This window comes from Cupriavidus neocaledonicus (assembly GCF_000372525.1).
Lineage (GTDB): Bacteria > Pseudomonadota > Gammaproteobacteria > Burkholderiales > Burkholderiaceae > Cupriavidus > Cupriavidus neocaledonicus.
This window is the reverse complement of sequence record NZ_AQUR01000085.1, coordinates 55,224-77,428: the sequence shown is the minus strand read 5'-3', so window position 1 is coordinate 77,428 and position 22,205 is coordinate 55,224. Positions and strand designations below refer to the sequence as shown.

The 22,205-nt window shown below is 68.7% G+C and carries 20 protein-coding genes; 5 read left to right on the top strand and 15 right to left on the bottom strand.

Features of this window, described 5'->3' with window-relative positions:
- Window positions 1-13: 13 nt before the first annotated feature.
- On the top strand, window positions 14-424 hold the full coding sequence (locus tag A3AG_RS0109100; protein WP_026164063.1) for a hypothetical protein: 411 nt from the start codon (window positions 14-16) through the stop codon (window positions 422-424).
- A 13-nt stretch (window positions 425-437) separates the two neighbouring features.
- Here A3AG_RS0109100 and A3AG_RS0109095 read toward each other — a convergent pair whose 3' ends face one another.
- The 8 genes from A3AG_RS0109095 to A3AG_RS0109060 form a co-directional block, all read right to left on the bottom strand.
- On the bottom strand, window positions 438-1,982 hold the full coding sequence (locus A3AG_RS0109095) for an acetolactate synthase large subunit (protein WP_026164062.1): 1,545 nt from the start codon (window positions 1,980-1,982) through the stop codon (window positions 438-440).
- A 70-nt stretch (window positions 1,983-2,052) separates the two neighbouring features.
- On the bottom strand, window positions 2,053-2,838 hold the full coding sequence (locus A3AG_RS0109090; protein WP_018005097.1) for a GntR family transcriptional regulator: 786 nt from the start codon (window positions 2,836-2,838) through the stop codon (window positions 2,053-2,055).
- Between the two features lie 181 nt (window positions 2,839-3,019).
- On the bottom strand, window positions 3,020-3,223 hold the full coding sequence (locus tag A3AG_RS0109085) for a CsbD family protein (protein WP_018005096.1): 204 nt from the start codon (window positions 3,221-3,223) through the stop codon (window positions 3,020-3,022).
- 100 nt (window positions 3,224-3,323) lie between these two features.
- Complete coding sequence (locus A3AG_RS0109080) at window positions 3,324-3,938, bottom strand: hypothetical protein (RefSeq protein ID WP_018005095.1); 615 nt, start codon at window positions 3,936-3,938, stop codon at window positions 3,324-3,326.
- Window positions 3,939-4,247: 309 nt separating this feature from the next.
- Complete coding sequence (locus tag A3AG_RS0109075; RefSeq protein ID WP_018005094.1) at window positions 4,248-7,370, bottom strand: efflux RND transporter permease subunit; 3,123 nt, start codon at window positions 7,368-7,370, stop codon at window positions 4,248-4,250.
- A gap of 13 nt (window positions 7,371-7,383) precedes the next feature.
- Window positions 7,384-8,607 carry an efflux RND transporter periplasmic adaptor subunit gene (locus A3AG_RS0109070; protein WP_018005093.1) on the bottom strand — a complete coding sequence of 408 codons (1,224 nt, stop codon included), beginning with the start codon at window positions 8,605-8,607 and terminating at the stop codon, window positions 7,384-7,386.
- Window positions 8,608-8,631: 24 nt separating this feature from the next.
- Window positions 8,632-10,011, bottom strand: a complete 1,380-nt coding sequence (locus A3AG_RS0109065) for a TolC family protein (RefSeq protein ID WP_240619815.1) — start codon at window positions 10,009-10,011, stop codon at window positions 8,632-8,634.
- 350 nt (window positions 10,012-10,361) lie between these two features.
- Window positions 10,362-11,519 carry an acyl-CoA dehydrogenase family protein gene (locus A3AG_RS0109060; protein WP_018005091.1) on the bottom strand — a complete coding sequence of 386 codons (1,158 nt, stop codon included), beginning with the start codon at window positions 11,517-11,519 and terminating at the stop codon, window positions 10,362-10,364.
- A 227-nt stretch (window positions 11,520-11,746) separates the two neighbouring features.
- Between A3AG_RS0109060 and A3AG_RS0109055 the strand changes: the two genes are divergently transcribed.
- Window positions 11,747-11,992, top strand: a complete 246-nt coding sequence (locus A3AG_RS0109055; protein WP_018005090.1) for a hypothetical protein — start codon at window positions 11,747-11,749, stop codon at window positions 11,990-11,992.
- Between the two features lie 24 nt (window positions 11,993-12,016).
- Here the strand turns inward: A3AG_RS0109055 and A3AG_RS0109050 are convergent, their stop codons facing one another.
- Entirely contained in the window at window positions 12,017-12,877 is an 861-nt protein-coding gene (locus tag A3AG_RS0109050) for a LysR family transcriptional regulator (protein ID WP_018005089.1), read from the bottom strand.
- Between the two features lie 126 nt (window positions 12,878-13,003).
- Between A3AG_RS0109050 and vapB the strand changes: the two genes are divergently transcribed.
- Both vapB and A3AG_RS0109040 read left to right on the top strand, forming a co-directional pair.
- Window positions 13,004-13,252: a type II toxin-antitoxin system VapB family antitoxin gene (gene vapB, locus A3AG_RS0109045; protein ID WP_115678634.1), complete on the top strand. Its 249-nt coding sequence runs from the start codon at window positions 13,004-13,006 to the stop codon at window positions 13,250-13,252.
- Window positions 13,252-13,662 carry a type II toxin-antitoxin system VapC family toxin gene (locus A3AG_RS0109040; RefSeq protein WP_018005087.1) on the top strand — a complete coding sequence of 137 codons (411 nt, stop codon included), beginning with the start codon at window positions 13,252-13,254 and terminating at the stop codon, window positions 13,660-13,662. Before vapB ends, A3AG_RS0109040 begins: the two co-directional genes overlap by 1 nt.
- A gap of 74 nt (window positions 13,663-13,736) precedes the next feature.
- Here A3AG_RS0109040 and A3AG_RS0109035 read toward each other — a convergent pair whose 3' ends face one another.
- The 6 genes from A3AG_RS0109035 to acnB form a co-directional block, all read right to left on the bottom strand.
- Window positions 13,737-14,108 carry a hypothetical protein gene (locus tag A3AG_RS0109035; protein ID WP_026164061.1) on the bottom strand — a complete coding sequence of 124 codons (372 nt, stop codon included), beginning with the start codon at window positions 14,106-14,108 and terminating at the stop codon, window positions 13,737-13,739.
- Window positions 14,109-14,312: 204 nt separating this feature from the next.
- Window positions 14,313-15,137 carry a class I SAM-dependent methyltransferase gene (locus A3AG_RS0109030; RefSeq protein ID WP_018005085.1) on the bottom strand — a complete coding sequence of 275 codons (825 nt, stop codon included), beginning with the start codon at window positions 15,135-15,137 and terminating at the stop codon, window positions 14,313-14,315.
- Between the two features lie 171 nt (window positions 15,138-15,308).
- Complete coding sequence (locus A3AG_RS0109025) at window positions 15,309-16,148, bottom strand: EamA family transporter (protein ID WP_018005084.1); 840 nt, start codon at window positions 16,146-16,148, stop codon at window positions 15,309-15,311.
- Between the two features lie 81 nt (window positions 16,149-16,229).
- The gene (locus A3AG_RS0109020) at window positions 16,230-17,570 is read right to left on the bottom strand and encodes a PQQ-dependent sugar dehydrogenase (protein WP_018005083.1); all 1,341 of its coding nucleotides are present in this window, start codon (window positions 17,568-17,570) and stop codon (window positions 16,230-16,232) included.
- 146 nt (window positions 17,571-17,716) lie between these two features.
- Complete coding sequence (locus A3AG_RS0109015; protein ID WP_018005082.1) at window positions 17,717-18,421, bottom strand: glutathione S-transferase N-terminal domain-containing protein; 705 nt, start codon at window positions 18,419-18,421, stop codon at window positions 17,717-17,719.
- A 192-nt stretch (window positions 18,422-18,613) separates the two neighbouring features.
- Window positions 18,614-21,205, bottom strand: a complete 2,592-nt coding sequence (gene acnB / locus A3AG_RS0109010) for a bifunctional aconitate hydratase 2/2-methylisocitrate dehydratase (RefSeq protein WP_018005081.1) — start codon at window positions 21,203-21,205, stop codon at window positions 18,614-18,616.
- Window positions 21,206-21,682: 477 nt separating this feature from the next.
- Here acnB and fliL point away from each other — a divergent pair, with 477 nt between their 5' ends.
- A complete protein-coding gene (gene fliL / locus A3AG_RS0109005) occupies window positions 21,683-22,174 on the top strand; it encodes a flagellar basal body-associated protein FliL (protein ID WP_018005080.1) in 492 nt (163 codons plus the stop codon).
- Window positions 22,175-22,205 lie beyond the last annotated feature (31 nt).

Below are 22,205 nucleotides of genomic sequence, written 5' to 3'. Positions count from 1 at the left end.
CTCCGGAGCCGGCATGGAACCCCTCTCTTTTGAATTCGTCACCGTCGAGGAAGCCAAAAAGATTCTGGACGGCGAGCCGCCGGTGCAGGCCGCGCCGGACTGGAGCGAGCTGCGGCGCGCGCCGTCGCCGGAAGATGCGGCGCTGTCGGACGTTGCCATGCGCTGGCTGCTGTCGCTGCCGGCCGCGGCGCGACCGCTGGTGCTGTGCCGTCGCTATCCGCGCATCGGCAACCAGCTGGCGGCGCTGGCCGCCAATCCGGCCGCGCTGCATGCCTTCCTGGTCGAGTTGCTGATCGACAAGCGCGGCGGGCGCCAGGGGTTTCCGGAGGGCATCGCGCTGGAGCTGTCGCGCCTGCATGAATACGTGGTGCAGCAACTACCCGGCGCCAGCGAGGCGCCGGGGTGGCCGGACCTGGCCGACTGAAACGCGCGGCTGACTAGATCACCAGTTCGATCAGGAACGGCCCCTTGCGCGCGTTGGCCATGCGGAACAGGTCGGCGAAGCCTTCCATGTCGGTGGCCTGCGCGCCCTCCACGCCCATGCCGCTGGCGAGCCTGACCCAGTCCACGTCGGGGTTGCCGATGTCGAGCATGTCGAGCGCGGTCTTGCCGGGGTTGGCGCCGACGCCGGCCAGTTCGCCCAGCAGGATGGCGTACTTGCGGTTGGCCAGCAGCACCACGGTGACGTCGAGCTGTTCGCGCGCCATGGTCCACAGCGACTGCAGCGTATACATGGCCGAGCCGTCGGCCTGCAGCGCCACCACGCGCCGGCCGGGCTCGGCCACGGCCGCGCCGAGCGCCAGCGGCAGGCCCGCGCCGATGGCGCCGCCGGTCAGCTGCAGCCAGTCGTGCGGCGCGGCGTGCACCGTGCCGGGATAGAAGGCGCGGCCGAAGCTGACGCTTTCTTCCACCACGATGGCCTGCTCGGGCAGCAGCGCGGTAAGCGTGCGCGCCACCGCCTCGGAGGTGACCGCGCCGCGCGCGGGCTCCACCGGCGCGGGCGCGGCGGCGGCTGGCAGCGGCGCGTGGCGCGCGCCCAGTTCATCGGCCAGCCGCGCCAGCGCTTCGGCGAGGTCTTCTTCCGGGCGCGCCAGCACATGCAGCGCGGCATCCTCCGGATACGGGCGCGGCGACTTGCCCGGGTAGGCAAAGAAGGTCACCGGCGCCGGCGCGCCCACCAGGATCACGTTGCGGATGCCGGCCAGCTTGTCGCGTGCGGCATCGCCGGAATACGGCACCCGGTCCAGCGCCAGGCGGCCGCGCCCGCGCGTGACGCGCGCATTGGACATGGGCGAGATCAGCCGCGCGCCGGTGGCGGCGGCGATGCGGTGCGCGTCGGCCAGCGGCGCCTCGCGCAGCGCGCTGCCGGCCAGCACGATCAGCGTCGGCTGGCCCGAGCGCAGCACGCGCGCGGCCTGCTGCACGGCGTCCGGCGCAACCTTGGGCACCGCCAGCGCGGGCAGCGGCGCGGCCACCACCCCGCCCGCATCCCAGCACACGTCGGACGGCAGGATCAGGCTGGCGACGCCGCCCGGCGCGGCACAGGCGGCCTGCACCGCGGCCGACGCATCGGCCCCGACCGAAGCCGCCTGCGTGGCGGTGCGCGTCCACACCGAGACCGGCCGCGCCCAGCCTTCGGTGTCGGCGGTGAGCGGCGCGTCCAGCGGCCGGTGGTAGGTGGCCTGGTCGCCGATGAGGTTGACCACCGGAGTCTGCGCGCGGCGCGCGTTGTGCAGGTTGGCCAGGCCGTTGGCCAGCCCCGGGCCGCAATGCAGCAGCGTGGCGGCGGGCTTGCGCGCCATGCGCGCGTAGCCGTCGGCCGCGCCGGTGACCACGCCCTCGAACAGCCCCAGCACGCAGCGCATGCCGGGAATGCGGTCCAGCGCCGCGACGAAATGCATCTCGCTGGTGCCGGGGTTGGCAAAGCAGGTGTCCACGCCATTGGCCAGCAGGGTCTTGACCAGGCTCTCGGCGCCGTTCATCGGTTGTGCGTTGTCCATCTTGGGTCCGTTGGTTGGAGGGGTGGCTGGGGATTGGCTCGGGGCCGCTCAGTCATGCCGGCTGCGGGCGCGCCGCCAGCAGGTCGAAATCGAGGCAGACGAACTCGGTGGGGAATTCAATGCGGGCGAAATAGACGATGCGCTCCGCGCCCGCCGCCGTCGCCGACGGCACGCAGGCAAAGCGACGCAGCTCGGCCACGGGTGCACCGACCGCCAGCGCCAGCGCGGCCGCCGATTCCGCGCCGGCGGCGACGATCGACAGCCGCTGCCGCGCCGTGCTGACCGACAGGCCGGGAAAGCGGTCGAGCACCGGCACCGACGCGCCCTGCCTGAAGGCCTCGGGGTCGCGCGCGAACACCTCCGCCTCGATATAGACCTCGCCCACGGCGAAGGGCCGCCCGTCGAGGCGGTGCAGCCGGCGCAGGAAGTGGTAGGCGGGCGCGCGCGCGCCGGTGCAGGGCATGCCCAGGTCATCGGGCAGCGGCACCTTGCCGGCCGACTCGACCATGGCTTCGGTGTCGAGCTGTGCGCCGACAGCAACGGCCTCGTCCCAGCTGGTCGACAGCGACACCTGCCGCCGCGCCTGGCACGGCGCCTTGACGAAGGTGCCGCGCCCGCGCGAGCGCTCCAGCAGCCCTTCCTCGTCGAGCATCGACAGCGCATGGTGCATGGTCATGCGCGCCACGCCGTACTGGCGGCACAGCTGCTCCAGCGACGGGATGCGCGCCCCCTGGCGCCAGGCGCCGCTTTCGATCTGGCGGCGAAAGATGGTGGCCAGCTGCAGGTAGACCGGCTGGCGGCTGCGCGACAGCAGTTCGCTGGAAAGAGGTTCCGGCATGGGCGGGTGCCCGGCGCCGGGCAGATTGCGGCCGGCGGAGGCCGGCGGGTGGTGGGGACAGTATAAAAAGTCTATATAGGTAGACTACTAGGGTTTACCTTGGCCGCTGCCGGCTTTCGCACTGCCTGGCCACAAAAAAAATAGCGCCCGGAGGCGCTTTGCAAGACCGTTGTACGGCGGCTTACCACCGCACATCCCGTTCCCATGCCTTCATCTCTTCCTCGGCCTGCTCCTTGCTGTAGCCATAGCGTTCCTGGATGCGGCCGGCGAGCTGGTCGCGCTTGCCGTTGATCTGCGCGATGTCGTCGTCGGTGAGCTTGCCCCACTTCTCCTTGACCTTGCCCTTGGCTTGTTCCCACTTGCCTTCGATCTGATCCCAGTTCATCGCATGCTCCTTGATGTCATGGCAAGGGGGCGCCGGCAGCGTCCCCTTGCAGAGTGGTGCGGTGTACGACCCGCCCCCGGGCGAGCCGTACCGAAGCGGCTTACTTGCCGTACTTGGCCTTCACGTCGGCCTGGCACTTGTCCTTGGCATCGCCGGACAGTGCATCGCAGCGTTCCTTGTCGGCCTTGTAGGCGGCGTCAGTGGTGTCCTTCTTCGCATCGGCGCGCGCTTCGGCCACGTCGCTGCGCGAACCGGTTGCCGCGGCCTTGTCGACCTTGGCGGCGGTCAGGGCCTTTTCATGCGCAGCCTTGGCGTCCTTCTTGCAGACGTCCTTGTCGTTGCCCTTCTTGTCGTCGCACATTTCCTTGGCGACGTCATAGTCGCGGTCGGCCTTGGTCTTCTCGGCCTTGGCCATGGACTTTTGCGTGCCGTCGCGGCGCGCTTCGGCCTGGGCCTTGGCCACGTCGCGGTCGCGCTTGGCCTCGGCCTTGCAGACGTCCTTGGCGTTGTCCTTCATGCCATCGCACTTGGCAGAGGCAGCCTTGTAGTCCGCGTCGGCCTGCTTCACTGCGGCGTCATAGTCTGCTCTTGCGCCGGTTGCAGCCGTTCCGGCCGTCGTTGCCGGTGCCGGTGCCGTCGTCTGCGCCAGGGCCATGCCTGCCGGGGCGGCAACCATCATCGAACACACTGCTGCGGTCAGCCATTTCTTCATCATGTCGAGCTCCTTTCCGGGTGATTGCGTAAGGGTACGCATGAGAGGCCGGCGGCTATGCTGCTGGCCACGCCGTATGTACAGAGTAGGCCCGGGGGGATGGGGTCAGCAGGCGTTGGGCTCCGAAAGGAACGTCAGACTATTCCGACATAGATCCGCGCGCAGCACATGCATGGCTGCATCGGGTTGCGCAGTGCTTGTGGATTGCGCCGCGGCATAAAAAAAGCCGCCCACGGCGGGGCGGCGCCATGCATCGCCATGTCTGCGATGCCAGACAGGCCGCGCCGGGACCAGCCCCGCGCAGCACCGTCATCAGCCTGAAATCGAAGGCGTGATCCGGTTTTCGTCGGGCGTCGCGCCCTCCTCGTCCGGCCAGTTGCGGCCCACCATCCATTCATAGAGCGTCGGCAGCACGATCAGCGTGAGCACGGTCGCGGTGATCAGCCCGCCGATGATGACGATGGCCAGCGGCCGCTGCGTCTCGGCGCCGATGGCGCGCGAGATCGCCATCGGGAACAGGCCCAGCATGGCCAGCAGCGCGGTCATCAGCACCGTGCGCAGCCGGTCCATCGAGCCGGTCAGCACGGCATGGCGCACCGGCATGCCCTCTTCGCGCAGCTGGTTGAAGTAGGTCACCATCACCACGCCGTTGAGCACGGCCTGGCCGAACAGCGCGATAAAGCCGATCGCCGCCGACACCGACAGCGGGATGCCGGTCAGCAGCAGCGCGAACACGCCGCCGATCAGCGCGAACGGGATGTTCGAGATGATCAGCGTGGCGCTCTTGAACGACTTGAACGCATTGAACAGCAGCAGGAAGATCACCAGCACCGACAGCGGCACCACGATCGACAGCCGCGCCATGGCGCGCTCCTGGTTCTCGAACTCGCCCGACCAGCTGATCTTGACGTCGTCGGCCCTGACGTTCTTCGCCACCAGCTTCTGCATGTCCTTGACCACGCTGCCCATGTCGCGGTCGCGGATGAAGATGCCGATCGAGGTGGTGCGCTGGCCGTTCTCGCGGCTGATGTTCATCGCGCCGGAGGCGGCGCGGAAGGTCACCAGCTGCGACAGCGGCACCTGCGCGCCGTCGGCGGTCTGCATGAAGATATTGGGCAGGTTGGGCAGCGCGCGCTCCGACGGCTTCAGCCGCACCGCCACGCTGAAGTGCTTTTCGCCCTCCCACAGCTCGGTCGCGGCCTTGCCGGCCAGCGCGGTTTCCATCAGCTCCTGCACGTCGGCGACGTTGATGCCGTAGCGCGCGGCCTGGGCGCGGTCGAATTCCAGCACGTATTGCGGCAGCTCGCCGTCGCGGTCGATAAAGGCGCGCATCACGCCCTTGACCGACTGCACGTTGGCCAGGATCTGGTCGGCCACCTTCTTGTTCTGCTCCAGGCTGTCGCTCTGCACCTTGATCACGATCTGGCCCTTGATCTGCGAGATGCTCTCGAGGATGTTGTCGCGCACCGGCTGCGAGAAATTGGGCTCGATGCCGGGCAGCCGGCGCAGGTTGCGGTCGATCTCGCCGATGATGGCGCGCTTGTCCAGGCCGGCGCGCCATTGCTTCTCGGGCTTGAGGTCGACCAGGATCTCGACGGTATTGATCAGCTTGGGGTCGGTGCCGTCGTCGGGGCGGCCCACCTTGGAGATGGTGGTGTTGACCTCCGGCGTCTGGCGGATCACGTTGCGCAGCAGCCGCGCCTGGTCGCGCGCCTCGTCGATCGAGACCGATGCCGGCAGGTCGAAGCTGACCCACATCGAGCCTTCGTCCAGCTCGGGCAGGAACTCGCTGCCGAGGAACTTGCCCGCGCCCACGGTCACTACCAGCAGGCCCAGCGCCGCGCCCACCACCAGCTTCTTGTGGTCCAGTGCCCAGGTCAGGATCGGTTCGTAGAGCCGCTTGCAGTGGCGCACCAGGAAGTTGTCGTCGTGCGCGATATTCTTCTTCAGCAACAGGTGGCACAACAGCGGCACCAGCGTCAGCGACAGGATCAGCGAACCGATCAGGGCGCCCGTCACGGTATAGGCCATCGGCGCGAAGATCTTGCCCTCGTGCCGCTGCAGCGTAAAGATCGGGATGTGCGCCGCGATGATGATGACCATCGAGAACACGGTCGGGCGGCCCACCTCGGTGGTGGCCTGCAGGATCGCATGCAGGCGCGCCCGGCTGTCCTGGATCTGCTGCGCCTTGAGCTCGCCCAGCCGCTTGAAGATGTTCTCGACCACGATCACCGCGCCGTCGACGATGATACCGAAGTCCATCGCCCCCAGCGACAGCAGGTTGGCCGGAATCCCGACCCAGGTCAGGCCGATGAAGGTGGACAGCAGCGCCAGCGGGATGATCAGCGCCACGATCGCCGCGGCGCGCACGTTGGCGAGGAACAGGTACAGCACCGCCATCACCAGCAGCGCGCCCTCGACCAGGTTGCCGAACACCGTGTGCAGGGTCTTGTCGATCAGCGTGGAGCGGTCGTAGTACGGCACGATCTTCACGCCCTTGGGCAGGATCTGGTCGTCGAGCAGCTCGATCTTCTTTTTCAGCGCTTCCAGCACCAGCGACGGGTTTTCGCCCTTGCGCATCACCACGATGCCCGAGACGATGTCCTCCTCGTCGTCCTGCCCCATCAGGCCCTGCGGCGGCGCGCTGCCGACGCGCACGTCGGCGATGTCCTTGACCAGGATCGGGGTGCCATTGTTCTCGGCCACCACCACGTTGGCGATATCGGCCGAGGTGCGGAAGCTGCCCAGCGAGCGCAGCAGGAACTGCTGGCGCCCGTGCGCGACCGCGCCGCCGCCGGCATTGGCATTGGCCCGCTGCAGCGCGGTGAACAGCTGCGACAGCGAGATCCGCGCGTCGCGCATGCGCGCCAGGTTGGGGTTGACCTCGTACTGCTTGATGGTGCCGCCGATGGTGACCAGGTCGGCCACGCCCGGCACCTGGCGCAGGTTCTTTTCGACCACCCAGTCCTGCAGCGTGCGCAGCTCCTGCGGCGTATAGCCCTTGCCGGTCAGGCGGAAGCGGTAGATCTCGCCGATCGCGGTGGACAGCGGCGCCAGGTCCGGATGCACGCCGTCGGGCAGGTCGACGCTGCGCAGGCGCTCCAGGATCTGCTGGCGCGCGGCCACGTCGGTGGCGCGGTCGTTGAAGGTCACCATCATGAACGACAGGCCGAACTGCGTGTGCGAGAACACCCGCACCGCGTTGGGCGTGCCCGCCAGCGCGGTTTCGATCGGGATCGTGACCTGGCGCTCCACCTCTTCGGCGGCGCGCCCGGGGTACAGCGTGATGACGTTGACCTGGATGTCCGACACATCCGGGAAGGCCTCGATCGGCAGGTTCTTGAACGCGGCGATGCCGCCGCCGACGAAGAGGATCAGGCCCAGCCAGACAAAGAGCTTCTGGTGCAGGGCAAAGCTGACGATACGCGAAATCATGGGGCGATCGTCCTCAGCGTTTTTCCGCCGCGCGCGCCGCGTTGACCGCGGTGGCGTCGCGCAGGATGTCCTGCAGGTAGAGGTTGCCTTCGCTGACCACGGTCTCGCCGTCCTTCACGCCCTCGAGCAGCTCGGTGGTGCCGGGCAGCGTCACGCCCACGCGCACCAGGCGGCGCTCGAAGGTGTTGGGCGCGGTGCGCACGAACACATAGTTGCGGTTGTCGGCCAGGAACACGGCCTTGGACGGCACCGCGATGCCCTTGAACGAAGCCGCCGGCAGCCTGGCGGTGACGAACATCTCCGCCTTCAGGCGGCGTTCGGGATTGGGCACGGTCAGCCGCACCTTGATGCTGCGCGCGGTCGGGTCGACATAGTCGGCAATCTTGACCACGAAGCCGGCAAAGGTTTCGCCGGGCCAGGCGGCGGTGGTCAGCTGCACCTCGACGCCGGGCTTGAACAGCTTCAGGTCGGCCTCGCCCGCATCGACCTGCGCCCACAGCGTGGTCGGGTCGGTGACGAGGAACAGCGGCGCGGCCGGCGGCTGGTCGGGGCGCAGCTCCATGCCGAGGTTGATGTTGCGCTCGACCACCAGGCCGTCGATCGGACTGCGCAGCGCAAAGCGCTGATTGACACCATCCGGCCCCGCCGCGGCCGCGCCGTACTGGCTCAGCGCCGCCCGGGTGCGCTGCAGGTCGGCCGCGGCGCGCGCGGCGTCGGCCTGCGCCTGCTCCAGTTCCTTCTGCGCGATGATGCCGGCGCCGTACAACTCGCGCTGGCGCGCCAGCGCCTTGGCCGCGACCGCGCTGTCGGCGGCGGCCTTGCGCGCATCGGCCTGGGCCACGCCGAAATCCGGCGAGGTCAGCATCGCCAGCGGCTGGCCCGCCTTGACGGTGGCGCCGGGCTGCACCAGCACCTCGGTCACCCGCCCGGCAAACGGCGTCGCCACGCGCACGGTCTTGTCTTCGTTCCACACCAGCCGGCCGGGCAGGCTCAGCATGCGCTCGCCGCCGGTCCTGGCGGGCTCGCCGGCGATGCCGGGCAGCGTCTTCACGCTGGCCGGGAACTGGATGGTATTGCCGCTGACCTTCGGCTCGTCGTCGGCCTTCGGGGCTTCGGACTTGCCGCAGGCGGCCAGCGCGAGCGCGCACAACGACATCGCCAACAGGGCGGAAAGGCGGGCCGGCAAGGCGGCGCTGGGGAATGGCTGGCGGCGGGACATGCGTGACAGGAAAGACATGGGGAAGATCGCGGGAACGGCGCTTCAGGGGCGCGCGGGAGTGGCGGCAGTGCGGGCCGCAGCCGCGGTGGTCGAGGTTTGCAGCGCGGCACGGTACGCCGACAGCGCCTTGGCGTATTCGCCCTGCGCTGCGACGGCATCGAGCCGGGTCTGGCGCAGCGCGCGGCGCGCGTCGAGCAGGTCGAGCACACCGCTTGCGCCCTTGCTGTAGGCGAACTCGGCGTTGCCGGCGACGCTTTCCGCGGCCGGCAGCACGTCCTCACGCATTTGCCGCAGCGACTGGCGCGCGGTTTCCAGCTGGCTGCGCAGCCGGTCGATCTCGTTGCCGGCTTCGAGCAACACGCGGTTGCGGTCGTCGAGCGCGGCGTAGTAATCGACCTCGGCGCGGCGCGCCTCGCCACCGTTGCTGTGGCGTACCGGCAGCGGCATCGACAGGAACACGCCGAAGCTGTTGCCGGTGCCATAGCTGTTGGATGGCGAGGTCGGATAATGCTCGGCCTGCGCGCCGATGGTCACATCCGGCACGCGCCCCGCGCGTGCCAGGTCGCGCGAGGCCGCGGCGGCGGCCAGGCGCGCCTCGGCAGCGGTCACGTCGGGGCGGCGCTGGAGCGTGTCGGGGTCCGGCGGCGGCACCGCGGCCTCGAGCGCCGGCCAGTCGGCCACCAGCCGGTTGTCGGCAAGGGTGCCGGGCACGCCCATTGCCTGCGCCAGCACGGCCTTGTCGCGGTAATGGTCGGTGACGGCCTGGCGCATGTCGTTCTGCGCACGCAGCGCGTCGAGCTGCAGCCGGGTCACGTCGGCGCGCGCCACGTCGCCGGCGCGCAGGCGCGTCTCGCTGGCCTGGCGGGTGCGCTCGTACAGCCCCAGCATCTCGCGCAGCACGGCCACGCGTTCCTGGCTGGCGAGGGCGTCGAAGTAGGCCTGCTCCACCATGCCGGTCTGCTGCGCCACCACCGCCTGCACCACTTCGCCCGCGGCGGCGCTGGCCTTGCGCGCGACGTCGACGCGCAGGTTGCCCTTGTTGGCGGTCTCGATCAGCTGGTCCACCCGCAGCGTCGAATCCACGGTCTTGCTGCGCAGGTTGCCGGCGCCGACGCCGGCATGCGGATTGATGTTTTCCACGCCCAGGCTCAGCACGGGATTGGGCCGCTGCGACGCGATCTGGATATCGGCCTGGCTGGCTTCCACGCCACGGCGCGCGGCGATGATGGTGCGGTTGCAGCGCAATGCACCAAGGCGCACCTGGGCCAGGGTCAGCGCGGCGCCGGCGGGCGGCGGCGTGCATGGGCCATCGGCCGGTGCAGTGGGCGTGGAATCCCCGGAAGGAAGCGGATCGGCCGGGCGTTCGGCCGCGAGGCTGGCGGCAGGTCCTGCCACGAAACCCAGACCCAGCAGGGCTGCCATGGCAACACGGGATAAGACAAGAGGCACGTTCAGTCGGGCTCGGTTTGACAACGATCTGCGGTAAACGACCGTGCCCGCCGAACGGTTCACCGCGACGTGAAATATTCACGCGGCAGGCGCCCAGCGCCGTGGCGTGGCGGGGCTGTCCTGGTGCGCCCTCGCCCGCTGTCCTGGTGCCGCCAAGGGCACTCGGACACGATCTCCCGCCCGCATTCAAACCGAATCGCTTTACAAACGGCTTTCATTCCGCTGACAAAAGCCTTCAACTACGCGAAAACCCTGACTGGATGGAGCAAACGACAAACGGCACGGCCGTGGCCGGCCGTGCCGTTGGAAACCGGGCCGCGGGTTCAAGCCTTGACCCGGTCATCCAGCCCCAGGCCGCGGCCGATGATCTCCTTCATGATCTCGCTGCTGCCGGCGTAGATGCGCGAGATGCGCGCATCGGCATACATGCGGCAGATGCGGTATTCCTCCATGTAGCCGGCGCCGCCGTGCAGCTGCACGCCCTCGTCGACCATGCGCCCCTGCAACTCCGAAGTCAGCAGCTTGGCCGACGCCGCGGTTTCCACCGTCAGCGTGCCGGCGTTGTGTTGCAGCACGCACTGGTCGACAAAGGTCTGCAGCGCATCCAGCTGCGCGCGCAGTTCTGCCAGCTTGAAGCGCGAGTTCTGGAACGTGCCGATGGCGCGCCCGAAGGCCTTGCGCTCGCGCACGTAATCCAGCGTGATGTCGAACGCCACCTGCGCCGACGCCATGTAGCCGCAGGCCCCGATCAGGCGCTCTTCGGCGAGGTGGCGCGTCAGGTAGCGGAAGGCCTGGCCCGGCTCGCCCAGCACATTGGCCTTGGGCACCCTGACGTTGTCGAAGAACAGCTCCGAGGTGTCCTGCGAATGCAGGCCCAGCTTGCGCAGCTTGCGCCCGCGCTCGAAGCCGGGCATGCCGCGTTCGACGATGAAGAGCGTCAGGCCATGGCTGCGCTCCGGGTCGGTGCGGGCCACCACGATCACCACGTCGGCCAGCTGGCCGTTCGAGATATAGGTCTTGGCGCCGTTCAGCACCCAGTGGTCGCCGTGGTCCTCGGCGCGGGTGCGGATGCCGGCCAGGTTCGAGCCGGTCTGCGGCTCGGTCATGGCCACGGCGAAGATCGACTCGCCGCGCGCCGCCGCCGGCAGCAGGCGCTGGCGCTGTTCTTGATTGCCGATGCGGCCGATGTAGGGCGCCACCAGGCGCGAGTGCAGCGTGCCGAAGAAGCCGGAATCGCCGTGGCGCGCGTTTTCCTCGATCAGGATCTGCTCGTAGCGGAAGTCCTGCACGCCGGCGCCGCCGTATTGCTCGTCGGCCCACATCAGCAGGTAGCCCTGCTCGCCGGCCTTGCGGAACACCTCGCGGTCGACGCAGCCCTGTTCGCGCCAGCGCTCGCCGTGCGGGCCGACCTCGCGCTGGTAGAAGCGGCGGGCGGATTCGCGGAAGGCGTCGTGTTCGGCTTCGAAGATCAGGCGTTGCATCGGGGTCTCCAGGTGTTTTGATCGACCAGGCCAGTGTCGGCCGCGCGACGCCTATGAGATTCGTCGGAACGGATGATTTTTCTTGCCCCCGCTAACCGCCTTCTCCCGCGCTGGAGAGCCGCTTCAATGCAATCTTGTTGATATAAAGCGCCAATAACTTTCATTTACCCGCCGGCACGCTTTGTGCCAATACTGGAAACAGATAACGATTCGATGGAGCGGGGAACATGGAAGCCATCCTCTGGATTGGACTGGCGCTGGCACTGGTGGCGCTGGGGGGCAGCGTCACCTGGCTGATCGGCACGCGGGTGCCCGAACCGTTGTTTGCGCGCGCGCAGTTGCACGGGCGCTTTGCCGGGCTGCAACCACGTCCGCCACGCCGCGGTGGCGGCGGCCGTACACGGCGCGTGCGGCAATGGCGCCTGGTGGCCGTGCCCGCACCCTCGGCTCAGCCGGTGCCGGTGCGGGTCTGACTGCCGGGCGGCAACGCCTGGGCACTATTGCGGGAAGTCCCAGCGCTGCGACCAGTCGGAGGCTTCCCGCACGATCTCGCGCAGGATCTCCACGGCTTCACGCGCCGGCCCCGCGGGCGCGTCGGCGCACACCAGGAACACGGGATACGAAAACTCGGGCGCGCCGGCGACCCGCGCCAGGGCGCCGCTGTCCAGGTAGCTCTGCGCCACGCGCGTGCGGAAATAGCCGCTGCCGCCGTACTGCAGGATGTACTGCAACGCCAGCGGCCCCAGGTTGAAGTACAGCGACGCGCGCGCATGCTCGGGCAACGCGCTGTCATGCTGGCGCCGAAATTCCGGGCCCCAGTCCACGTAGACATAGCCGCCGTCGCGCTGCGTCGAGCGGATCAGCACCAGCTTCTCTTCCATCAGCGCTTCCACATGCATGCCGGGCGCGTATTCCGGCTGGTATACCAGCGCCGCGTCGAGCGCGCCCGACTGCAGCCTGCGCTGCAGCTCAGCCCCCTCGCCCACTTCGGCCCGCACCGCTTGATCCGGCATCCGCTGGCGCAGGCGCGTCGCCCATAGCAGCACCAGCGGATTGCCCAGGCTGATCTCGGTGCCATAGCGGAACAGGCTGGCCAACCCCGCCGGCAACGGCAGCTCGCGGCACGCCGCCTCCCAGGTCTGCACCAGCTGGCTGGCATAGCCGAGGAAGCGCTGCCCATCCGGCGTCAGCCGCGCGCCCGCCTTGTTGCGCTCGAACAGGCGGCAGTTCAGCTGCGCCTCCAGGCTCTTGATGCGCGCGGTGACGGCGGTCTGGGTGACATGCAGCTTGTCGGCGGCGGCGAGCAGGCTGCCGTCGCGCACGACCTGGAGGAAGGTGCGGGCTAGTTCGATGTCCATGGTGGCGGAGGTTCCGGGACGGCGTGGCGCATTGTAGACAAGAGTAGCCGATGGAAAATCGGCTTATACACACAAGGATGTACTTCTGCTGTCATGGCGCTATGCTTTGTACCTACATGGATGTACATGGAACTCTCGATGCCTTTCACCCGCATCTTCCGCAACGGCAATTCCCAGGCGGTGCGCATTCCCGCGGAACTGGCCTATCCCGACACCGACATGCAATTTGAAATCGAGCGGATCGGCGATGAGCTGCGCATCCGGCCCGCGCGGCGGCGCCTGACCGGGCTGCTCGATGTGTTCGCCGCCTTCCCGGACGATTTCATGGCGCCAGGTCGCGAAGACCAGGCCCGGTCCGAGCGGGAGGGGTTCTGATGGCCAGGTATATGTTCGATACCAATATGTGCATCTACCTGATGAAGAGCCAGCCGCCCCAGGTGGCCGAACGCCTTGCCCGGTGCTTTGAAGGCGACGTGGTGTTGTCCGCCGTCAGCCTGGCCGAACTGGAGTTCGGCGTCACCGCGTCGCGGGATCCGCAGCGAGCCCGGCGCGCCTTGCAGGCGCTGATCGGCCGCGTGCCGGTGCTGCCGCTGAATGCGGCAGCGGCGCGCGCTTATGGTCCGGTCCGTGCCGCCACCCGCGAACGCAAGGCCGATGCGCTGGACAAGCTGATCGCGGCGCATGCCATTGCCGAAGGCCTGACCGTGGTCACGCGCAACGTCCGCGACTTTACGGCTTACCCGGGGCTGCGCGTCGAAGACTGGACCGAGGGCCAGGGCGCCTGACGGGAAAACCGGCGACGCTGGCGCAGCACCAATATCCCACACCACTTCCTGACCGCTGACGGCCCCGGGCGGGCTTAGCGCACCGGCTGCGGCCGTATTCCCGCCGGCATGGCTACCGGCACCGCGCCGGTCTGCGCCGCCGGCATGCTGCGCGCCTCGCGTGGCGGCCGCAACGGTGCAATGCCTTCCGGCTCCTGCCAGGCCAGGCCATTGTCATAGCCGGTGGCGGCGGCCTCGAGGTAACCGGGCGCAAACTTGCGCTCCGGCGTTACCGCCTGCACGGCAGGTGCCGTGGCGGCCTGCGGCGCCTCGGACTGCGCGCAGGCGACGCTGTTCAGGCATAGGCCCAGCACGCGCAGCAATACCATGGCCTGGCGCGAGCGGTGTCGGAGGGCGGACGGGCGCGACGCGGCCTGCCCGTTCTGGCATGGGGATCGGGTATTCATCGGGGTTCTCCGGGAAGCCATTGCTGGCGGGTGGCACAACGAGCCGCGGCCGCGCTCGCGGTCCATTGCGCAATCACCGTGCCATCGGGCTAATGCCGGCTAATGCGGCCCAGGGCCAGGAATGCGGCACATTCCGGGCGTGGAGTGGTGGGAGCGGGCCAACGCTGGCCGCGCAGGTGTCGGCCGGCGTCCGACGCTCCTGGCTCAGGGCTTGACCGCCGCCGCCAGCACCGCCGGCATCGGCACCTCGAAGCCGCTGCCGCGCATGTAGCCGGCCACGGTGCCGCGCAGCACGGCGCGGATTTCGTCGCGGGCCTTGGGGGTCTGCGCGCGCAGCGTGGCGGCGGCGCGCACGGTGCCCTGGGCCAGCGCGTCGAACAGCTGGTCGGGCGCGGAGAAGCGCCAGACCTGCGGCACGCTGCGGCAGGTCGGCATGACGAAGCCGGCCTGCTGCAAGGCGCTGCGGCAGTGGCCGGGATCGCTGAACAGGAAGAAATTCGGCCCGACCGGGATGTCGACGTCCATAGAGCCATAGGCGCGGATCGCGGCATAGACCGCGCCGAAGCCGACCGCGCGCTCCGGTGTATCCCATACCGTGAAGGCGATGCGCCCGCCCGGGCGCAGGACGCGGAAGGCCTCGGCCAGCGCCGCGTCCGGGTCGGACATGTGGCACAGGCCAAAGCCATTGACCACGGCGTCGAAGCTGGCATCGGCGAACGGCAGCGCCTGCGCGTCGGCCTGCTCATACCGGACCTCGGGATGGAGCTTGCGCGCCAGTTGCACCTGCGCCAGCGCGAAATCGATGCCGACCGAGTCGGCCCCGCGCTGCACCGCCCCGGCTGCGACATAGCCGGAGCCGGACGCGACATCGAGCACCCGCTGCCCGCTGGCCACATGCGCGGCGTCCAGCAGGGCCTCGACCGACTGCCGGGTCACGTGCGACAGGTGTTCCTGGTACCGGCTGACGACTTCCGGGTCTTCCCACCCAGCCAGTTCAAAGGCGCGAAACGAATCTGCGGTGTGGTCCATGCCTACTCCTCGGCGACGATGTCCAGACGGGCGGGCGTGTCTTGGTGATGTTGGTGTGCGGACGCAGCGCTGAAGCGTCCTGAGAACCCGGTCAAGCCAAGTATAGACAGCGCCGCGCACGGGCAGCGGCCAGGCGCCCGGGCAAGCACCCCGGCGCCGGGCCGCGCCCGTTCAGGCGAAGCGCAGCGTGGCCACGCCGGCGGCGATCAGGCAGGCCGCGCCCAGCCGCGCGGCGCCGACGCGCTCGTTGAGCAGCAGCGCGGAGATCAGCGCGCCGAACAGGATCGAGGACTCGCGCAAGGCGGCCACCGGCGCCACCGGCGCGCGCGTCATGGCCCACAGCGACAGCCCGTAGGACGCCAGCGTGCCGCCGCCGCCCACCAGCGCGAACACCAGGTTGCGCCGCACGTAGCCGGCCAGTTGCGGCCGGCGCGTCGCCAGTGCCCATGCCGCCAGCGGCACCGCGGTCAGCACGAAGATCCAGAAGGCATAGGCCACCGGCGCGCCGGAGCGGCGCACGCCGGTGCCGTCGATCAGCGTATAGGCGGCGACCACCAGCGCGTTCAGCAGCGCCAGCCACACGCCCTCGCGGCTGCCGGGCCCGCCACGGGCGCCGCCCGCCATGGCCAGGATGCCGAGGCTGATCACGGCGATGCCGCTCCATGCCAGCGCCGACAGGTGCTCGCCCAGCCAGCCGACGCTGGCCAGCGCCACCAGCAACGGCGCGCAGCCGCGCATCAGCGGGTAGGTCAGGCTCATGTCGGCGCTGCGGTAGATGCGCGCCACCAGCGCGAAGTACACCACGTGCACGCCCACCGACGCGGCGATGAAGGGCCAGCTGGCGGCCGCCGGCTGCGGCAGTGCCGGCAGCGCCAGCGCGGCCATCAGGCCAGCCGTCACCGCCACCATCACGGTGGACAGGAGCTTGTCGCCGCCGCCCTTGACCACGGCATTCCACGCGGCATGCAGGAAGGCGGCAAGCAGGACGACGGCGAAGACGGTGAGCGACATGGGCGGCAGCGAAGTCGGCGCCGGCAGGCGGCGCCGGATCGCGCCATTCTAGCCGCGCCGGCGTGCCGCGCCGCGGCTCGACTATCTGGCGCCGCTGACCCGCCAGACCGTATTGCCGACATCGTCGGCCACCAGCAGGCCGCCGCGCCTGTCGATCGCCACGCCCACCGGGCGCCCGCGCGCCTTGCCGTCGTCGTCGACAAACCCGGTCAGCACGTCGAACGGCGCGCCATTTGGCCGGCCCTGGCTGAACGGCACGAAGATCACCTTGTAGCCGGCCAGCGGGCGGCGGTTCCACGAACCATGCAGGCCGACGAACATGCCTTCGCTGAAGCGCGCCGGCAGGCTGTTGCCGCCGGCCGCGGCCAGGCCGAGCGCGGCGGTGTGCGCGCCCACGGCATAGTCGGGCACGATCGCCTTGGCCACAAGGTCCGGTGCGGGCGGCTTCACGCGCTGGTCCACATGCTGGCCGTAGTAGCTGTAGGGCCAGCCATAGAAGCCGCCGTCGCGCACCGAGGTGATGTAGTCCGGCACCAGGTCGCTGCCGATCTCGTCGCGCTCGTTGACGGCGGTCCACAGCATGCCGGTGACCGGCTCCCACGCCATGCCGTTGGGGTTGCGCAGCCCGCTGGCGAAGATACGGTGCGTGCCGGTGCGGCGATCGACCTCCCAGATCGCGGCGCGGCCGGCTTCCTTGTCCATGCCGTTCTCGCCCACGTTGCTGTTCGAGCCCACGGTCACGTACAGCTTGCTGCCATCGCGGCTGGCGATCAGGCTCTTGGTCCAGTGGTGGTTGAGCGGGCCGCCGGGCAGGTCGACCACCTTCTGCGGGGCGGCGCTGATTTCGGTCTGGCCGGGCTGGTACGGGAAGCGCAGCAGCGCGTCGGTGGCGGCCACATAGAAGTCATTGCCGACCAGCGCCATGCCGAACGGCGAATTCACATCCTTGAGGAACACCGAACGCTGGTCGGCGACGCCGTCGCCGTTGCTGTCGCGCAGCAGCGTGATGCGGTTGGCGCTGGGCGTGCCGGCGCCGGCGCGCTTCATCACCATCTTCATGATCCAGCCCCTGATGCCCTTGCCGTCGTCGGGCTTGGGCGGCGCATTGCTCTCGGCCACCAGCACGTCGCCGTTGGGCAGCACGTAGACCCAGCGCGGATGATCCAGCCCGTCGGCGAAGGCCGTCACCGCCATGCCTTCGGCCGGCACCGGGCGCTGGCCCGCGGCCCAGCCGATCGCCGGCGCGATCTTGACGGTGGGAATGGCGGTCTGGTTGGGCGGCGGCAGCTGCGGCGTGGGGCCGAAGCCGGCTTCGGACGGCAGCTTGGCGGATTCGCCGCAGGCGGCAAGCGCGGCGATCACGGGCACCGCGCCCGCCAGCATGGCGGTGCGCAACTGGCGCAAGGGGTTGGGCATCGGCATGGTCCGGGCTCCTCAGGCCACGCACGGCCGCGCGCCTGTGCCTGGACTATAGGACAGGACGTAGAGCGACCGGCACTCTGCAGGCGCCGCGCAAGGCACCGTGCAAGACGATGCCCACGCCCGCGCGGCGCCCTGCCCCGGCGCGCTCAGCCCCGCTGCGGCGTATCCAGCCCCTTCACCACCGCCGGTCGCTGCACGAACGCATCCAGCACGCGCCGCACATTGATGAAGTCCTTGAAGCCGACCAGGTCGCCGGCCTCATAGAAGCCAGCCAGGTTGCGCACCCACGGCAAGGTGGCGATGTCTGCAATGGTGTACTCGTCGCCCATGATCCAGGCGCGGCCATCCAGGCGCTGCTCCAGCACCTTCAGCAGGCGCCGGCTCTCCGCCACGTAGCGGTCGCGCGGGCGCTTGTCCTCGTAGTCCCTGCCGGCGAACTTGTGGAAGAAGCCCAGCTGGCCGAACATCGGCCCGATGCCGCCCATCTGGAACATCACCCACTGGATGGTCTCGTAGCGGCGCGCCGGGTCGGCCGGAATCAGCTTGCCGGACTTGTCGGCCAGGTACAGCAGGATCGCGCCCGACTCGAACAGCGCCAGCGGCTTGTCCCCCGGGCCGTGCGGGTCGAGGATGGCCGGGATCTTGTTGTTCGGGTTCAGCGACAGGAATTCCGGCGACAGCTGGTCGTCGGTATCGAAGCGCACCAGGTGCGGCTCGTACGGCAGGCCGGTCTCTTCCAGCATGATCGACACCTTGACGCCGTTGGGCGTGGGCAGCGAATAGAGCTGGATGCGGTCGGGATGCCGTGCCGGCCATTTGCGGGTGATGGGAAAAGCGGACAGATCGGGCACACGGGCTCCTGGTTCGGGCGCTTCCGCATCGTGGGGAAGCCGCCGGACAACGAAAGAGCCCGATCATAAACCGGTGTCGCCGCGCTTGCAGGGCGACGGCCCGCACCGCCGGGTGCCCCCCCTGCCACCGCCCCGCAAAAAAAGAAGGGGCCCCGTGGGGCCCCATTCCTACGCCAATCTGGCTGCGACGGCTTACACCGTCACGCCGTCGGCCACTTCCTTGAAGTCCTCGATCTGGTCGAAGTTCATGTACTTGTAGATCTTGTCGCCATTCTGGTTGATGACGCCAATATCGGCCATGTACTCGTCCTTGGTCGGGATGCGGCCCAGGCGCGAGCAGATCGCGGCCAGTTCGGCGGAACCCAGGTACACATTGGTGTTCTTGCCCAGGCGGTTCGGGAAGTTGCGGGTCGAGGTCGACATCACGGTCGCGCCTTCGCGCACCTGTGCCTGGTTGCCCATGCACAGCGAGCAGCCCGGCATTTCGGTGCGGGCACCGGCGGTGCCGAACACGCCGTAGTGGCCTTCCTCGGTCAGCTGCTTCTGGTCCATCTTGGTCGGCGGGGCGACCCACAGCTTGACCGGGATGTCGCGCTTGCCTTCCAGCAGCTTGGAGGCTGCGCGGAAGTGGCCGATGTTGGTCATGCACGAACCGATGAAGACTTCGTCGATCTTGGCGCCGGCCACGTCCGACAGGGTCTTGACGTCGTCCGGGTCGTTCGGGCAGGCCACGATCGGCTCATGCACGTCGGCCAGGTCGATCTCGATCACGGCGGCGTACTCGGCGTCGGCGTCCGGCTCCAGCAGCTTCGGATCGGCCAGCCACGCTTCCATGGCCTTGATGCGGCGCTGCAGGCTGCGCGGGTCCTGGTAGCCCTGGGCGATCATCCACTTCAGCAGCGTGATGTTGCTGTTGATGTATTCGATGATCGGGTCCTTGTTCAGGCGCACCGTGCAACCGGCGGCCGAACGCTCGGCCGAGGCGTCCGACAGTTCGAACGCTTGCTCGACCTTCAGGTCGGGCAGCCCTTCGATTTCCAGGATGCGGCCCGAGAAGATGTTCTTCTTGCCTTGCTTGGCCACGGTCAGCAGGCCTTGCTTGATCGCGTACAGCGGGATCGCGTTGACCAGGTCGCGCAGGGTCACGCCCGGCTGCATCTGGCCCTTGAAGCGCACCAGCACCGATTCCGGCATGTCCAGCGGCATCACGCCGGTGGCGGCGGCAAAGGCGACCAGGCCCGAACCTGCGGGGAAGCTGATGCCGATCGGGAAGCGGGTGTGCGAGTCGCCGCCGGTGCCGACGGTGTCGGGCAGCAGCATGCGGTTCAGCCACGAGTGGATCACGCCGTCGCCCGGGCGCAGCGAGATGCCGCCGCGCGTGCTGATGAACTCGGGCAGCGTGTGGTGGGTCTTGACGTCGACCGGCTTCGGATAGGCGGCGGTGTGGCAGAACGACTGCATCACCAGGTCAGCCGAGAAGCCCAGGCAGGCCAGGTCCTTCAGCTCGTCGCGGGTCATCGGGCCGGTGGTGTCCTGCGAGCCCACCGAGGTCATCTTCGGTTCGCAGTAGGTGCCCGGGCGGATGCCCTTGCCTTCGGCCAGGCCGCAGGCGCGGCCGACCATCTTCTGTGCCAGCGTGTAGCCCTTGCCGGTATCGGCCGGGTTCTGCGGCAGGCGGAACAGCGTCGACGGGGCCAGGCCCAGCGCTTCGCGCGCCTTGGCCGTCAGGCCGCGGCCGACGATCAGCGGGATGCGGCCGCCGGCGCGGACTTCGTCGAACAGCACGTCGGACTTGACCTTGAACTCGGCGATCACTTCGCCGTTCTTCAGGGCCTTGCCTTCATACGGGCGCAGCTCGACCACGTCGCCCATTTCCATCTTCGACACGTCCAGCTCGATCGGCAGTGCGCCGGCGTCTTCCATGGTGTTGTAGAAGATCGGGGCGATCTTGTTGCCCAGGCACACGCCGCCGAAGCGCTTATTCGGGATGAAGGGGATGTCTTCACCGGTGAACCACAGCACCGAGTTGGTGGCGGACTTGCGCGAGGAACCGGTGCCGACCACGTCGCCCACGTAGGCGACCAGGTGGCCCTTTTCCTTCAGCGACTCGATGAACTTGACCGGGCCGCGCTTGCCGTCTTCTTCCGGCTGGAACGCCGCGCCTTCGCGCTTGTTCTTCAGCATGGCCAGCGCGTGCATCGGGATGTCCGGGCGGGTGGTGGCGTCCGGGGCCGGCGACAGGTCGTCGGTGTTGGTTTCGCCCGGCACCTTGAACACGGTGATGGTCAGGCTTTGCGGCACTTCCGGACGGCTGGTGAACCATTCGGCGTCGGCCCAGCTCTGCAGCACGGCGCGGGCGTTGGCGTTGCCCTTGTCGGCCTTCTCCTTCACATCGTGGAAGGCGTCGAACATCAGCAGGGTCTTCTTCAGCGCGTCGGCGGCGACGGTGCCGACTTCGGCGTCGTCCAGCAGCTCGATCAGCGGCGAGATGTTGTAGCCGCCCAGCATGGTGCCCAGCAGCTCGGTGGCCTTGGCACGCGAGATCAGCGCGCACTGTTCCTTGCCCAGCGCCACCGCGGCCAGGTACGAGGCCTTGACCTTGGCGGCGTCATCGACGCCGGCGGGAACGCGGTTGGAGATCAGGTCCACCAGGTTCTGTTCTTCGCCGGCGGGCGGGTTCTTCAGCAGTTCGATCAGCTCGGCCGTCTGCTTGGCGGTCAGGGGCAGAGGGGGGATGCCAAGCGCGGCGCGCTCGGCCACATGTGCGCGATAGTTTTCAAGCATGGGAACCTGCTGAGTAATTAGGTTTAGAAAGACTCGGTACGTCGCGATTGTAGTCCGAAGCGGCTCCTGGGTCAAATGTCTTATATCTTATATAAGAGTTAAAACAGGAAAACCCATATCCAACAATGGCTTGGCAAGTGGGTGAGTTACGAATTTGCATGGACTCCTACCCGAGTGGCGTAGTAGGGAATGCAGCAGACGAGCACCGGCCAGTGGCGGCGGGGCGGGCCACGACTCCCTTCCGAAGCGGTGACGAGGCGCGTGATCCCGCCATCCCCTGCCCCGGCGCCCTCAAGTTCCCCGATCAAGCTGCGTTAACCAGCCTGCAGGCGCGCAACACAAAGGCGCCCGCTCGCGTAGCCGTGCCTGCTCCCTTTCCGCTCAAATGGCCAAGCTGAAAGGGTTTCCCCCTTTTTTTCGGCCCTTTGCTGGCCTGCGATTCCGGAAGAATGGCAGGCATTCCGATACAGGCTTCTCATGGCGAACACGGCTTCCCCTCCCCGGACTGGCAACACAGGCAAGCGCGGCCGGCTGCTGCTGATCGGCGCCGGCGTGCTGGTTGTGGCACTGGGCGCCGGGGGCTTCGTGCTGGGCAGCGTGCTGAGCAACCGCCAGCCGGCGGCGCCCGCTGCGCCCGCCGCTCCGGTTGTCCCGCCGCCGATCTTCGTGCCGCTGGACGCGTTCACCGTCAACCTGCGCAGCGAGGACGGCGACCGCTTCCTGCACACCGGGCTGTCGCTGAAGGTGGCTGACGCCGCCACCCAGGCGCGCCTGGCCCAGTACCTGCCCGAAGCGCGCAGTCGCATCCTGCTGTTGCTGTCCGCGCGGCAGCCGGCCGAGCTGGCCACCGTCGAGGGCAAGCGCAAGCTGGCCGAAGACATCCGCGACACCATCAGCAAGCCGTTTGCCAGCGGCCTGCCGGCGCAACACGTGCTGGACGTGCTGTTCACCTCGTTCGTGGTGCAGTAAGCGCAGGCCAGGGCAGCACGTTTCATCCATA